Origin of the sequence: Flammeovirga agarivorans (assembly GCF_012641475.1) — a bacterium.
Lineage (GTDB): Bacteria > Bacteroidota > Bacteroidia > Cytophagales > Flammeovirgaceae > Flammeovirga > Flammeovirga agarivorans.
On the sequence record NZ_JABAIL010000001.1, the window covers coordinates 645,344 to 659,294 of the forward strand.

The 13,951-nt window shown below is 32.8% G+C and carries 13 protein-coding genes; 6 read left to right on the forward strand and 7 right to left on the reverse strand.

Annotation, left to right across the window (positions count from 1 at the left end; all coding sequences use genetic code 11):
* Positions 1–16 precede the first annotated feature (16 nt).
* Positions 17–703 carry a head GIN domain-containing protein gene (locus HGP29_RS02695; protein WP_168880770.1) on the reverse strand — a complete coding sequence of 229 codons (687 nt, stop codon included), beginning with the start codon at positions 701–703 and terminating at the stop codon, positions 17–19.
* Between the two features lie 224 nt (positions 704–927).
* Between HGP29_RS02695 and HGP29_RS02700 the strand changes: the two genes are divergently transcribed.
* The 5 genes from HGP29_RS02700 to HGP29_RS02720 all read left to right on the forward strand — a co-directional run bounded on the left by HGP29_RS02700 (position 928) and on the right by HGP29_RS02720 (position 6,076).
* Positions 928–2,262, forward strand: coding sequence for an ATP-dependent 6-phosphofructokinase (locus tag HGP29_RS02700; RefSeq protein WP_168880771.1), 1,335 nt, complete (start codon positions 928–930; stop codon positions 2,260–2,262).
* Between the two features lie 84 nt (positions 2,263–2,346).
* A complete protein-coding gene (locus HGP29_RS02705) occupies positions 2,347–3,534 on the forward strand; it encodes a BamA/TamA family outer membrane protein (protein ID WP_211093181.1) in 1,188 nt (395 codons plus the stop codon).
* Between the two features lie 209 nt (positions 3,535–3,743).
* The gene (locus tag HGP29_RS02710) at positions 3,744–4,754 is read left to right on the forward strand and encodes a sugar nucleotidyltransferase (RefSeq protein WP_168880773.1); all 1,011 of its coding nucleotides are present in this window, start codon (positions 3,744–3,746) and stop codon (positions 4,752–4,754) included.
* Positions 4,744–5,328 carry a class I SAM-dependent methyltransferase gene (locus HGP29_RS02715; RefSeq protein ID WP_168880774.1) on the forward strand — a complete coding sequence of 195 codons (585 nt, stop codon included), beginning with the start codon at positions 4,744–4,746 and terminating at the stop codon, positions 5,326–5,328. The genes HGP29_RS02710 and HGP29_RS02715 overlap by 11 nt, the downstream gene beginning before the upstream one ends.
* A complete protein-coding gene (locus HGP29_RS02720; RefSeq protein WP_168880775.1) occupies positions 5,321–6,076 on the forward strand; it encodes an SDR family NAD(P)-dependent oxidoreductase in 756 nt (251 codons plus the stop codon). Before HGP29_RS02715 ends, HGP29_RS02720 begins: the two co-directional genes overlap by 8 nt.
* 44 nt (positions 6,077–6,120) lie before the next feature.
* On the opposite strand, the gene HGP29_RS02725 is transcribed toward HGP29_RS02720, so the two are convergent.
* Positions 6,121–6,330 (reverse strand): hypothetical protein, encoded by a 210-nt coding sequence (locus HGP29_RS02725; protein ID WP_168880776.1) that lies wholly within the window; start codon positions 6,328–6,330, stop codon positions 6,121–6,123.
* Between the two features lie 145 nt (positions 6,331–6,475).
* On the opposite strand from HGP29_RS02725, the gene HGP29_RS02730 reads away from it, so the two are divergent.
* On the forward strand, positions 6,476–7,936 hold the full coding sequence (locus HGP29_RS02730; RefSeq protein ID WP_168880777.1) for a PP2C family protein-serine/threonine phosphatase: 1,461 nt from the start codon (positions 6,476–6,478) through the stop codon (positions 7,934–7,936).
* A 79-nt stretch (positions 7,937–8,015) separates the two neighbouring features.
* Here HGP29_RS02730 and HGP29_RS02735 read toward each other — a convergent pair whose 3' ends face one another.
* From HGP29_RS02735 to HGP29_RS02755, 5 genes are all read right to left on the reverse strand, one after another.
* A complete protein-coding gene (locus HGP29_RS02735; protein WP_168880778.1) occupies positions 8,016–8,525 on the reverse strand; it encodes a DUF4625 domain-containing protein in 510 nt (169 codons plus the stop codon).
* A 164-nt stretch (positions 8,526–8,689) separates the two neighbouring features.
* Entirely contained in the window at positions 8,690–10,396 is a 1,707-nt protein-coding gene (locus HGP29_RS02740; RefSeq protein WP_211093182.1) for an amidohydrolase, read from the reverse strand.
* Between the two features lie 201 nt (positions 10,397–10,597).
* Positions 10,598–11,581, reverse strand: a complete 984-nt coding sequence (locus HGP29_RS02745; protein WP_168880779.1) for a helix-turn-helix domain-containing protein — start codon at positions 11,579–11,581, stop codon at positions 10,598–10,600.
* 61 nt (positions 11,582–11,642) lie between these two features.
* Entirely contained in the window at positions 11,643–12,884 is a 1,242-nt protein-coding gene (locus HGP29_RS02750; protein WP_168880780.1) for a BamA/TamA family outer membrane protein, read from the reverse strand.
* A 100-nt stretch (positions 12,885–12,984) separates the two neighbouring features.
* Positions 12,985–13,812, reverse strand: coding sequence for a hypothetical protein (locus HGP29_RS02755; protein WP_168880781.1), 828 nt, complete (start codon positions 13,810–13,812; stop codon positions 12,985–12,987).
* Positions 13,813–13,951 lie beyond the last annotated feature (139 nt).

The window sequence follows — 13,951 nt, forward strand, 5'->3', positions numbered from 1 at the left end:
ATCTTAGCCAACAGAATTAGTTGATTTTTTCGATATCACCAGAACCTGAAACTTTAATTTTAGTTTTCTCAGGGTCTCCTTTATATCTAATATCTCCTGATCCTGAAACTCTTGCATTAATTTCCTCTGTCGCAAAACAATCAACATCGCCAGAACCACTTACAGAAATAGTAACAATTTTAGCTTCTAATTCTTTTGCATCGATATCTGCAGAACCACTTACACTAATAGAAAATTCGTCTACTTTTCCAGTTAAGTCTAATTCCCCAGAACCACTTAATGATGAAGTTAAAGCAGAACATTGAACATCTCCTTTAAAACTGCCTGATCCACTTCCTGATAAAGAAAGGTTAGACGTCTTAATCGTGTTTTGAGCTTCTATATCGCTAGAACCAGAGAAACTGATTTTTGTGATCTTTGAAGAATAAGTTAATGTTACTTTTGCATTAACGTTTCTCACCCCTTTTTTAGGTCGGATAGATAATCTATCACCACTTACCTCAGTGATCACATGTTCAAGTTTGGTATTCTTGTAAACCGTAATATCTGCTTGGTCTTTGTTTCCTGCTACTAAAACTACATCAATTGCACCCGAGATACCAATAACACTGAATGGTTTTAATTCTCTAGAAGATTGAGCAAGTGTAAATTGAACAGAAATAATAAGAGCTGTTAAAGTTGAAAGAATAAGTTTTAATTTCATTTTTTATTGTAGATTTGTGCCCGTGTATATATTTATAGCAATATCATTTTTTTAATATTGCGAACATTGTGCGAAACATTATTCACTAGTAAAGACAATGCGATTATTAAAAGGTTGCATATAATTCTAAATATCATAGAATAGGGTTACTTAGGTCATCCTTTTTTAAGATATAATTACTGTAATTCGTGTTTTGAAATTGATATCTAAAATTAGAACATCTCATGAACGACTTGAAAAGAGAAGACTTTGAGGTTAAGAAGCTTGGAAAAGCTACTATATTATCACCAATTTATAAGAACTACAAAGAAGCAGCACCAGACAAGGAATATATTGATGACTCTCGTAGAATTATTTATGATGCATCATTAGACGCTTTTAATTCTGCAAAATCTAGCGAAGAAGAACCTATCTCATTCTTAAAAGCAGGTGCAAGAAAGGACATCTACTTCGATCCGTCTAAAACAAAGGCAGCAATTGTTACTTGTGGAGGATTATGTCCTGGCATTAACAATGTAATCCGTGGTTTAGTAAACGGATTATATTATAGATATAACGTTAAAAATATTTGGGGTATTCAATATGGATACCAAGGTTTTATCTCTGACTATGGTCATGAAATGGTAAAACTTACGCCAAATGTTGTAAAAGATATTCACTTATTCGGAGGAACCATCTTAGGATCTTCAAGAGGTCGCCAAGATATTTCTGCAATGGTAGATACATTAGAAAGAGAAAATATCAATATCTTATTCACTATTGGTGGAGACGGTACTCTTTCTGGTAATCATGTAATCCAACAAGAAATTGAGCGTCGTGGATTAAAAATTGCTACTGCGGGTATTCCAAAGACAATTGATAACGACGTTAACTTTATGACAAAAACTTTCGGTTTCGATACTGCATTTACTACTGCAGCATCAATCGTAAGGGATGCTCATAACGAAGCAACAGGTGCTTATAATGGTGTAGCCATAGTAAAATTAATGGGTCGTGACTCAGGTTTTATTGCTGCAAATGCCGCTTTAGCAATGCCAGATGTAAACTTCGTTCTTATTCCAGAATCTAAATTTGACATGTATGGTCCTAAAGGATTCTTAAATGAGTTGAAGAAGCGTGTAGATGAACGTCATCATGCATTAGTGGTAGTGGCTGAAGGTGCCGGACAACATCTATTTGAAGAAGGTGATGAAGTCCTTGATAAATCAGGTAATGTGAAGCATAAAGATATTGGTGTTTATCTTAAAGATGAGATCAATAAATTCTTTGCTGACGAAAATATGGAAGCGACAGTGAAATACATTGACCCTTCTTATATTATTCGTTCAGAAGTAGCTATCCCTGCAGACTCAGTATTCTGTAATGATCTTGCATTAAATGCAGTTCATGGTGCTATGGCAGGTTTCACAGATTTTGTAGTAGGTCGTTGGCATAACCAATTTACTTACTTACCAATTCCTGTAGCAACAGCTTCAAGAAAGAAAATTGATATTGATGGTCCATTATGGTGGTCTGTATTAGAGACTACAGGACAACCCATCAATATGTATAATGAATAATAGAATTTTCTATTAATTATAGAGAAAAGGTATCAGAAATGATACCTTTTTTTTATATTCATTATTATCCCAAAAGCCCAAAGCATGAAACTATCTATTACGTCTTTTTTATTATTACTATTTATAAATATTTCATTTTCAGCCTTTTCTCAGGATTCTACTGCCGTTCAAAAAAATCGGAACAAGGAAATGACAAAGTTCGATGCTGTTAAAGAGAGAAAAGGTGTGAAACTGAGAGTGATCCCAGGGCCTATGTATGACCCATCGATTAAATTCGGACTTTTTGTAGCACCCATGTTGACGTATTATCCATCAAAAGGAGATACAATTTCACCAAACTCTATGACTTCAGTATATGGAATGTATACAACAAATAAATCATATATAGTTGGTTTTAATAATGAACTCTATTTAAAAGAAGACACTTGGAGAATTAGAGTGAGAGCCGGAGGAGGAGGCCTTAATAAAGAGTTGAGTTTATACGATTACTCAGAGACTCCAGATGGCACTTTGTACCCAGATACAACAAAGTTAGTTGGAGCCGATGCCAAGCAAAAAGTCTTTCAGTTTGATTCCTATGTGATGAGAAGAGTGATTCCTCACCTTTATTTAGGTCTGGGGTACAATTATAAAAAAGTGGATTTTGAAGGCAATAACCCTGAATCAGATACCTTAGTTACTGTTAATGGATTAACTGAAAGCTCAGGAAATAGTGGTGTAGCATATAAATTAGATTTTGATACTAGAGACAATGTTAATTATCCTTATAGTGGATATTTTGTGAGTTATACTGGCTATCAATATTTCGCATCAGACGAAAAAAATAATGAGTATTTAACCAATATGATTGAGTTGATGGGGTTTTGGTCTTTAAACCCAACGCATCGATATATTATTGCAGCTAAAGTATATGGAAATATTTTAACAGGAAACCCAGAGAGAGCAAACTATTCTTATTATGGAAGAGTGAATGGAGATGTTCAAAGAGGATATCAATCAGGACGAAGAGTAGATAAAAATGCGTTGAATATTGAAGTCGAATTCAGGTACACTTCCCCATTCTTCGATAATAAGTTACGTTTTATGGGACTTTTGGGTAACGGTAAAGTTTATGGTGATTATAATGATTTCACTGATGCCGAATGGTTGCCTGTTGTTGGATTGGGAGTGAGATATACAATTTTACCTTATGCAAGAATTAATGTCCGTTTTGATACCACTTACAGTAAAGATGGATTTATATGGTACTTTGGTATTCGGGAAGCATTTTAATGAATATATACTTTGTGTATAGATACCTAATTTCTCAAATTTATGAAATATGATACTTTTTTGATCAAGAATTAAATTTTTGAATAAATTCATCTACACATTTATCTATTTGGTTTTACCTTTATATTCAACTATAAAAAATAGTATTTATCTATATTATTTCGGAAGCACTTTATTGAATTAAGAACTACACCTAAGCAAGTCTCTATATGAAAGTATTAATCCCTGTCGCTGGAAGAGGGTCCAACCTTCGACCTTTAACAAATACACAACCTAAAGCGTTATTACCTGTTGCAGGAAAACCAATTATTGCACATATCATCGATAAATTTATTGATTCAGGGTTTGATGAATTTATCATTGTGATAGGGTATATGGGGGCTCGAATTGAATCATTCATTCTTGACAATTACAAGGATACCAAAGTACATTTTGAGTTTGTTGTTCAGATTCCGAGAGAGGGTTCAGCACATGCGATTCTTGTAGCTCAGAAATTCTTTAAGGATGAGGATGAATTAATGTTGTGTTTAGGGGATTCAATTGTGAACCTGGATATGAAACAGATGTTAGGTAATTCTAATTCTGTTGTAGGTGTACAAAAAGTGGATCAACCTGGAAAAGTAGGTGTTGCTGAAGTAAATCAAGAGAATATAGTTAAGAAGTTCGTAGAGCGACCAAAGATTCCTAAATCCAATTTAGGACTGGTGGGTATCTATAAAATAACAAACGTACCTCTGTTATTGGAATCATTAAACTATGTAGTACAGAATAACATTACTTGTAATAATGAGTTTGTGATTACTGATGCCATCCAACATATGGTTGAGCAAGGGGAAGTATTCAATATTCAATTTGTAGAAAACTGGTATGACTGTGGTGCAAGGTTATCTTTATTAGAAGCAAATGCCACTTTATTAGCTAGACCTGGATTTGAAACAAATACGACTTCAGATTTAGATTGTGATAAATCGATTATCATTGAACCAGTAAAAATAGGAGAAAACGCTGTCATTAGAAATGCGATTATCGGCCCTAATGTAGTGATAGGAGATGAGGCTAGAATTGAAAATTGTATAGTAGCCAACTCAATTATTGGGGCATATACAAGTTTAAATGATCTGTTATTAAGAAATTCTTTAGTAGGACACGATTCTACTTTAAAAGGGATAGCACAAAGCTTAAATTTAGGAGACCATACTGAGATAAATTTTGGCAACTAACCAACAAAAAGGATGGGATGAATTCTATCAACATCCTGATGCATTTGGAGCACCTTATCCTGAACTAAATAATTTTTTAGAAAACTTAGAACAAAAGAGAGCTCTTTTGGATTTAGGTTGTGGACAAGGTAGAAATTCTATGTTGGCTTTGAAGCTTGGCTTTCAAGTTACAGGAGTAGATTATTCAGCTGTTGGAGTAGATACAATGGTTACGAAGAGTAATCATCAGATAGAAGGTGTTGTAGAAGATATCTATAATTACAATCCTTCAAATACTTTTCAGGTAATATTATTGGATGCAGTTATACACTGCCAAGAAGAAGATAGGTCCAAAGAAATAAATATGTTTAAGAAGCTACTTTCATCATTGGAAAATGAAGGATTTTTACTGATCATTACACACCAATGGGATATGAGAGAAACTTACCTTAAAGAAACCATTGAAAAAGAATTTCCTCAATTAAAATATCAATTCAATAAGCATTTAGAGCATTTCTATTTTCCTCCGTTAGCTGAGGAGGAACATATTATGGAAATGTCATTTATGTGTTTTAAATATCAAAAGAATGACTAAAACAGCATTAATTACAGGAGCAACTTCAGGAATCGGAAAAGCAACAGCAGAGATGTTTGCAGATCATGGAATCAATTTAGTGATCTGTGGAAGAAGACAGGAACGTTTAGATGAATTGAGAAATCAGTTATCAGAGAAAGTAAAAGTACATACTTTATCATTTGATGTGCGAGATAAGAAAGACGTTTTTGCCAAACTAGAAAACTTGCCTCAAGACTTTTCTGTAATTGATATTTTAGTTAATAATGCAGGAAATGCTCATGGTTTAGCACCAATACAAGATGGTGATGTTGATGATTGGGATGCAATGATTGATATTAATGTCAAAGGATTACTATATGTTTCCAAAGCAATTATTGATCAAATGAAAGAACGAAAATCAGGGCATATCATCAATATCGGATCAATTGCTGGTAAAGATGTTTATCCTAATGGAAATGTATATAATGCTTCAAAATTTGCAGTGAATGCTTTAAATGAAGCAATGCGATATGATCTAAATGAGTTTGGTATTCGAGTAGGTGCAGTACACCCAGGGTTAGTACATACTGAATTTTCTGAGGTGCGTTTTAAAGGTGATTCAGAAAAAGCGGAAAATGTGTATAAGGGGTATACTCCATTATATGCGGAAGATATTGCTGATATAATCTACTTTATGGTATCAAGAAAGGGTTCTGTAAATATTGCAGATTTAGTGGTATACCCAACAGCTCAAGCATCAGCTACAATATTGAATAAGAAAGTTTAAGGCATAATTAAGCCCTATACTTTCGTGTAGGGCGGTAAACATTTCTAATAAAATAGACCTAAACCGTCTGTTCCTAATTCTTGTTTAAGGTCTTCTTTGAAGTAAGCCTTGTATCCATCATTTTGTAGTGATAAGGCTTCTTCTTCATTTTGAGGTACAATTAATCTACCTTCCTCGCTTGAAAAGATTACTTCAGAATCTTTAAAAGTCTTAAAGGTATCGATTAACTCATCCTTAAGGTTCTTGATATTCATGATAGTAAAATTTTAGTCTAAAAAAGTTAGTGGGTACTATATTAAACATACTTTTTTAGGAAAAAGTTTCGTTATTGATGCATTACCAACCGAAGTATAACGACTAACCAATTAATGTAATAATAAACTACTTACAAACTGCTCTATGGTAAACCAACAAAAAATTAATGCTGATGATTTTTCTTTGTCTACTGATTTTTTGAAAGAAAATGAAAAGCAAAACCAATCTAGGTTTTTACTAATTACCTTATTTACAACATTAGGAATAAGTATTGTCTATCTCATTCTATCCGAATTAGTAATGAAATTTGATGTAGGAGTGTACGTTTGTGCTTACTTCATTGTAGTTCATGCATTATTATTTCTACTACTAAAAATTAAAGCACCATATTATATCATAGGAAACCTTTTTGCCTTTCTTATTTTATCAGGACTAACGGTTATTGCGTTATACTCAGGAGGAATAACAGCTCCAGTTATTGCATGGTTTCTATGTGCGATTGTTAGTGCATTTTGGTATGCTAATAGGTTATCTGGAATCATTTGGGCGGTATTTACTGTATTAGATGTCTTAATTATTTTTCTTTTGGACTATCATGATATTGTGGTAAAAAATCTAATGCCAGATTCGTCATATGACTTTTATGCAGGAGTGATGTACACAGGGGTAATTGTGTATTATCTTATTGTTGTTTTTACATATGAAAATTGGAAACAAAAAGCGTCTGTTGCTTTAAATGATCAGCATAAAACACTATTGTCTAATCACGAAGAACTGACTCAACAGAATGAGGAAATTATTGCTCAAAGAGAAATGCTTTCTGAGAAAACAGATCTTTTAGAAAATGTCAATAATAAATTGAATTCAAGTATACGTTATGCGAGTAGGATACAACAGAGTTTACTGGAATCTGAAGAATATTTTAAAGAATTAGTTCAGGATGGTTTTATATTTTGGGAACCTAGAGATGTAGTAGGAGGAGACTTTTATTGGATGCATGATTATGGAAACGGTGTAAAAACAATTGCTTGTATTGATTGTACAGGTCATGGTGTACCGGGTGCATTTCTAACTATCATGGCCAATGATATTTTATCAGGGGCAGCTTCTCTATTAAAAATATCAGACCCAAGACACTTGTTGATTTACCTAAACCAGAATGTGGTAAAGCTGACAAGTAAGAATACTACCACCGTTGAGGATGGTATGGATGTTTCTATTATTAAGATTGATGATAGGAAACAAGAATTGGAGTTTGCCGGAGCAAAGCAAAATTTGTATTTGGTTAATAACTCTGGACTAACTGAATATAAGGGAGGTAAGTTTAGTATTGGAGGGCAATTAATCAAAGATAAAAGATTTGATTCTATTAAAGTCCCTTATCAAAAAGGAGATTGTATTTATCTTCAATCAGATGGGTATCAAGATCAGTTTGGAGGAGTTAAGAATACTAAGTTTTTAAAGAAAAAATATAAGCAACAATTGGCAAGCTTTGCAGGGTATACTATGCAAGAACAAAAAGTGAAATTAGCTGATAACTTTCTTCAGTGGAAAGAAAAAGAAAAGCAGACAGATGATGTTCTTGTTATAGGTATTCAATTATAGCAGCAAAAAAAACTCTTCTACTTTCATCATACATAGACGAAAACAGAAGAGCTTATCATTTTATAGATAAAACAAAATCTTATCCCTCTTCACTTTTTGAAGTGATTTCTACATTAAGAACACTTTGAGTTTCATTTCCTTCATGATCCCATAGGTGTAAAACGAAATGATAGTTTCCTTCTTTTATTGGAAGACCATCTACCGCTCTAGGGATATCGATATGTTCATGTAATTTATGATTATTAGGGTAAACACCCTCAGGAGTAAGACCATCATTTATTCCAAATTGCCAAATGATATTGGTGGCCCATAATATTGAATCGCCTTCATGAGTAACATTATGCTCATGACCTTCTCCCCAATGTATATCTAGTTTAACCGTCGATAATTGGTTTCCTTCGAGATCAGCATCAATAATTGCTTCTTCTCCTTTAAAAATGACACTTCCTTCATGTAGGTTATGATGGTGATGACCATCACTGACCTTAAAGTTTGTGATTTGAGGTTTAGGACTTAAATCCTCTTTGTTGTTGCATGAAAAAAGAATTATTAAAGGTAGTAGAATGATATAATGGAAATTGTTTTTCATGATTTTAATTTTTGATTGTATATAGATTGATTTTAGTTTTTAATTCTTGTTGTAAGAAAGTTGATTGATATTCTTTCATAATTGTAAGATTGGAGGTGAAGACACCTATCCTGATAGTACTCCACCTCTTGTATGTGTTTATTTAACTCTTACTATGAAATGACCTATTTTTTATATATTACTTTTCCTTCTTTAATCGTTTCTTGTACTTCTATGTTCTTAATATCCATAGGGTTAACCTTTAAAGGATTGTCAGAAAGAACTACCATGTCAGCATATTTACCGACAGTAAGTGTACCTTTAATGTCTTCCTCAAAATTCATGTATGCACCCCAATCAGTGATTGATTTTAATGCGATATATGGACTTACTCTTTCATCTGGACCAATAATATTTCCATTTCTTGAAACTCTATTCACAGCAGTCCAAACAGTAAACAATTGATCATGAGGAGTAACCATATAGTCTGTATGGTTTTCAAACTTAACTCCTTTTTCATAAGCTGATTTCATTGGACTAATAAAGTTGGCTCTTTCTTCACCCATATTTTCTAAGTGAACATCTCCCCAATAATATGTGTGGTTTGTAAAGAATGATGGAACAAATCCTTCTGTTGCATATCTATCTAATTGTTCTGGTCTCATAAACTGTGAGTGAATGACTACAGTTCTTCTATCACTTAAATCTTTTTGAAGATTTGCCTCCGCTTCTTTATGACTATCTAAAATTAAATCAATAGTAGCATCACCATTACCATGTACAAATAATTGTGCATTATTTGCATAAGCTCCTTGCATTAAACCTATAAGTTGTGCTTTCGTAAGATAAGGCAATCCTTTACATTCATGACTACACCCTGGAACATCTGTTAAGTAAGGTTCAGACATTGCAGCTGTTTTTCCTTGTGGAGAACCATCTGCAATAATTTTAATACCCGCTATTTTAAGGTGTCCGTTATATTCTTTATAATTTACGTCGTATTCAGTAAATAATTTTTCCATAAAAGGATAACCTACTAAAGTCACAATATCCATTTCTACTAACCCAAGGCTATCCATTTCTTGCACAAAGTCAATAAATTCTAATTCTGTAAAACCATCTTGTGCAGTAGTAATACCATGACTTGCATAATACTCTTGGATTGCTTTGAAATTTTGGATTTTTGTCTCTTGGTCAGCTTTTGGTAGCTCAAAAAGTAATTTTTTAACTGCATTTCCTTGAACTAAACCTGTAGGCTCATTACCACCTTCTTTTCTAACATATCTTCCTCCTTCTGGATCTGGAACCGACTCATCAATGTTCAATAATTTTAAAGCATAACTATTAATCACAGCCATATGACCTGATACATGGTGAATAAATACTGGGTTATTTGGGAATGCTTTATCTAAATCCTCTTTAGTTGGGTGTCTTTTTTCTGCCAAGAAATCTTGATCATAACCCCATCCTCTAACCCATTCACCTTCGGGAATGTTGTTTTTAGTTTGATTTTCTTTTAAAGCTTTAACGATATCATCAATAGATGTAATATCTCCAACAGGTGGTGAGGATAATTGAGCAAATGCAATATTTTGCATACCAATAGCCATATGGCTATGACCGTCTGTAAAGCCTGGTAATAAAGTTTTTCCTTGAAGATCCTTTTTTGAAGCTGTAGGGTATTGTTTTTTTGCATTCTCAATAGTACCTACATAAACTATTTTTCCATTTGATTCTACTAAAGCTTCTGCATAAATAGGAGAGTCTCCGTCCATCGTGATGATATCTCCATTATAGTAGAGTACAAAATCAATATTATCAGCTTTAGTTTTACAAGACCATACCAAAAGCATGGAAAGTATTATGGTTAGTGTTCTTTTGATGTAATTCATATTCCTCTTTATCTATTTGTTTAATACAAAATTACAAAAGCACTCCTCCTGTAAATACTCAGTTACAGTAATCCAATACTCCAAAACGGTATATTTATTTCTAGCTTAATTGTGTATGAAATAGTAGAAATATTATTATATAAATTGTCTAATTTTATGAAAAAGCCAATCATCTTTGATTGATGATTGGCTTATTTATTCCTAAATAACTTCAATTGGATTGACTCCTTTCATTTTCCTAAACATCTCAGAAAATTTAGATAAGTTAGTATACCCTAAATCATATCCTACATCACTTACAGAATACTTACCTGTCTTTAGCCTTCTATAGGCTTCGTCCATTTTCGCGTTGATATAAAACTTATAAATGGAAGTGCCAGTCATATTCTTAAAATCTTTATTTAATTTAGAAACACTAATGGCAAACTCCTTGGCGAGTTCTTCTGTGTTAACAGAAGTGGAAAGTGAATCTAATAATTTAGCTTTTACAGCATTCATTCTTTCCATGTCCTGAACCTTTAAGCTATTTTGCTTAGTAATCTGATTGTTTTCAAGCTTTTTAAAGAGAACTGCTAAAATTTCTAACCCTCTTGCTTTCAAATATGCCTTACGGTTAAAACCTTCTTTGTAAAAGAAGATAGTATCATTTGCTAACTTTTTAATTTCTTGAAAAATAGGTAAGTGGTAAATAACTCCTTCATTTTCGTCAAATAAACCATTGATAAAAGCAGAAGAGTCTGTGAAGACTTCTTCTATATCTGATTTATAAAACTTAAAAGTAATAGAGGTTAAACGTTTATTAGGTTCAAATTCAACATTAAGAGGGAACAATCCATTATAAAATATAATTCCATTCATATTGTCGGCTTCGACCTCCTTTACTTTATTTTTGAAATAATGTTTCAAATTGCCTTCACAAATAATTGCTAGATGAAGCAAATTGGGATCATTGTCTGGTTTTATTCTTTCCCATATCATTTTTTTTGAAAGAGAACATGAAAAAACAGCCATACTTATCCTATCACAGACTTTAATAACAGTACCTTCAACCACGTCATTACCCTTTTTATGGTACAAATCGTGATTACTGATATTCATGTTGGTGAAGTACCTAGAAAGTGTATTGAAATAATTTACATGAGGTCCTTCTTCAAACTGTAAATAATAAGTATCTTCTTTTTCCATAAGTCTCTCTCAAAAAAAATGAATAAATTGAATGTTAATTAATAAAGTAGGTTTTTTCTTTTTAGAAGTACTCGGTTAAATTCAAGTATAAAGCTCCACCTTCTCCAGCAGTATTCATACCGTAGTCAATGCCAATATTGGTACGTGTAGCTTTTTGAATTTGAATTCTTAAGCCTGCTCCGTATCCCATATTCCAGTTTTGCATTAATCTTTCTTTAGCATCTCTTGCGGCAACTGAAGTTGCGTTAGCAAAAAGTACTCCTCCTAATAAATCAGGTTTACTACCTATTAATGGTAAGCGGAATCTATATTCTGCCTCAGCATAGAATAAATCTTCACCTCTGAATCGTCCTTGTGCATATCCACGACCTGATCTACCCATTTGATCCCATGCTGTTGATGGTAAAGCCATGTACGGTAAGTGACCATGAGTAGTTACGTTTGCATAAGTCCATAAAGCAAGAATATTTCTTGGAACTTTTTTCGATAAGCTAATATACTCTCTATATTCCAAAAATAATGTAGATGACCCCGTAGAATTACCTAAAACTTCACCATTGTATCTAAATGAAGCATTTAAGAATCTACCTTCGTATGGATTGGCAATATTATCACGAGTATCATATAATGCAGTAGCAGAAAGACCTAACAAGTTATATCCATTTGGGTCAAATCCGTGTTTCTGACTATATACATAGTGGTGTGTCAAATCACCATTTTCTACATCCAGATTTTCATCAACAATGTTTGCAAAACGGTCAAAGTGAATACCTGTACCTACATAAAAAGAAGGTTTTATTTCTTTTAATGCTGTTTGGTGTATTCTGAAGAAGTCAAAATTCATTAATTCACCATTAGTATTGTCTTTTTCATCAAAAACTGAATATCTAGGAGAATTAAAATGTTCTGTTGAACCTGTTCCAAGTCCATATGTAGGTTGAGACGATAGCATTAACCTGTAATCTGATTGGAACATCCATTTATTTTCGTTGGAATAAATATTACCTCTCATTAATAACATAAGTTGATCCTTCGTTGTATACGTTGCTGTAGCCAATACATTAGACATTTTTGTGGTCTTAGGATCTCCCATAAACATACTACCTGATGCTGCTACACCATATATTAAACCATAGGCGGGGTTAGAAGCAATTACAGGTAAAGGAGCGATATAAAGCTTTCCTTTCTTTGGAATATTCTTATTTTCGACTAATTCTTCTAAGTCCTTAGTGTCATTATTACTTTCTTGAGAATAAGCAATTTGAGAATAGGCCACTAAACTTGTAATTAATAAGGGCTTCATTAAATTCCTTATCAACTCTTTACACACATTTTTCATTTGATTTTAGATTTATTTTAAAATTGGTTTTGTTGTCGATTTATAAGAGCTTTTTGTTAGTTGTTTACCACTTTGTTATTTGGAAAATATCTATTGCAACATTTAAATAACTTGTTTGATGTAGTGGGTTTGTAATCATTCCTATTTTTAGTGGAAGCGTAATGTTATCGTTTAATTGTACTTTTCTAATAACAGCTAGACCAACATCATTTAAACCAGCTTTACTGCCATAAAACTGTGAACCAGAAGGGTCTGTTAAACTAAAAGATCCACCTATATGGGCCTTTAATTTATTTTTACCCCAATACCAATTGTATTCTAATTGTAGATATTGTGTGTAACGTTGGTCTCCCCTTCTTGTTATTTCTTCACCTTCCTGTTCTATTGTCTCTATATAGGTATCTCGTCCAAATACTAAGGTAGATGAAGTAAGATTCCACCTTCCTTTTTTATCCAGTTGTACACTAATGATAAAGTCTAAAAACCCTCTTGTTGTTTGTCTATTAAAATCAAAAATTCCTGAGGGGATAGGTATATCTGTAATTCCTTGAGTGAAGTTATAGTAATACTCAAAACGGACGTTAAAACGAGGTGTATAGTATCCAAAAATAAAGTCTGTTTCCTGGTATACACCATCTAACCCTACACCACCATACATGGCAGCTACCCAGTTCTTATATTTAACACCTAATTGAGATGCCATAGCAGGAGCAGCAGAAGGTAAAAGTCCTCTAAATACGTTTTGAGATTTAAGAGTTAAACTCATATCCCAATCTAAAGGTGATGGCTTTGTATCTTCCAATAAATTTATATTATTAATATCCTTTTGTTGAGAGAAAGTATTTATTGAAGACCCAATTATTAGTAGCAGAATTGGTAAAATTTGTCTCATATTTTTCATTTTTTATTTATTGTAAAATTACTTTCATTACTTTGTTTTTGTTACTCTATTTCAGTAATCTAATGCTCCAAAAAGGTTTATTTTTTTGCTCAAAAATGTGTATGTATAAAAAAAATCTCCCTTAAAAAGA

What these genes read in the sequence shown, in the direction of transcription:
- HGP29_RS02705 (WP_211093181.1), top strand. Translation starts at nt 2,347, where the DNA reads ATGAAACTATCTATTACGTCTTTTTTATTATTACTATTTATAAATATT.
- HGP29_RS02750 (WP_168880780.1), bottom strand. Translation starts at nt 12,884, where the DNA reads ATGAAGCCCTTATTAATTACAAGTTTAGTGGCCTATTCTCAAATTGCT.
- HGP29_RS02700 (WP_168880771.1), top strand. Translation starts at nt 928, where the DNA reads ATGAACGACTTGAAAAGAGAAGACTTTGAGGTTAAGAAGCTTGGAAAA.
- HGP29_RS02735 (WP_168880778.1), bottom strand. Translation starts at nt 8,525, where the DNA reads ATGAAAAACAATTTCCATTATATCATTCTACTACCTTTAATAATTCTT.
- HGP29_RS02710 (WP_168880773.1), top strand. Translation starts at nt 3,744, where the DNA reads ATGAAAGTATTAATCCCTGTCGCTGGAAGAGGGTCCAACCTTCGACCT.
- HGP29_RS02720 (WP_168880775.1), top strand. Translation starts at nt 5,321, where the DNA reads ATGACTAAAACAGCATTAATTACAGGAGCAACTTCAGGAATCGGAAAA.
- HGP29_RS02725 (WP_168880776.1), bottom strand. Translation starts at nt 6,330, where the DNA reads ATGAATATCAAGAACCTTAAGGATGAGTTAATCGATACCTTTAAGACT.
- HGP29_RS02740 (WP_211093182.1), bottom strand. Translation starts at nt 10,396, where the DNA reads ATGAATTACATCAAAAGAACACTAACCATAATACTTTCCATGCTTTTG.
- HGP29_RS02695 (WP_168880770.1), bottom strand. Translation starts at nt 703, where the DNA reads ATGAAATTAAAACTTATTCTTTCAACTTTAACAGCTCTTATTATTTCT.
- HGP29_RS02755 (WP_168880781.1), bottom strand. Translation starts at nt 13,812, where the DNA reads ATGAGACAAATTTTACCAATTCTGCTACTAATAATTGGGTCTTCAATA.
- HGP29_RS02730 (WP_168880777.1), top strand. Translation starts at nt 6,476, where the DNA reads ATGGTAAACCAACAAAAAATTAATGCTGATGATTTTTCTTTGTCTACT.
- HGP29_RS02745 (WP_168880779.1), bottom strand. Translation starts at nt 11,581, where the DNA reads ATGGAAAAAGAAGATACTTATTATTTACAGTTTGAAGAAGGACCTCAT.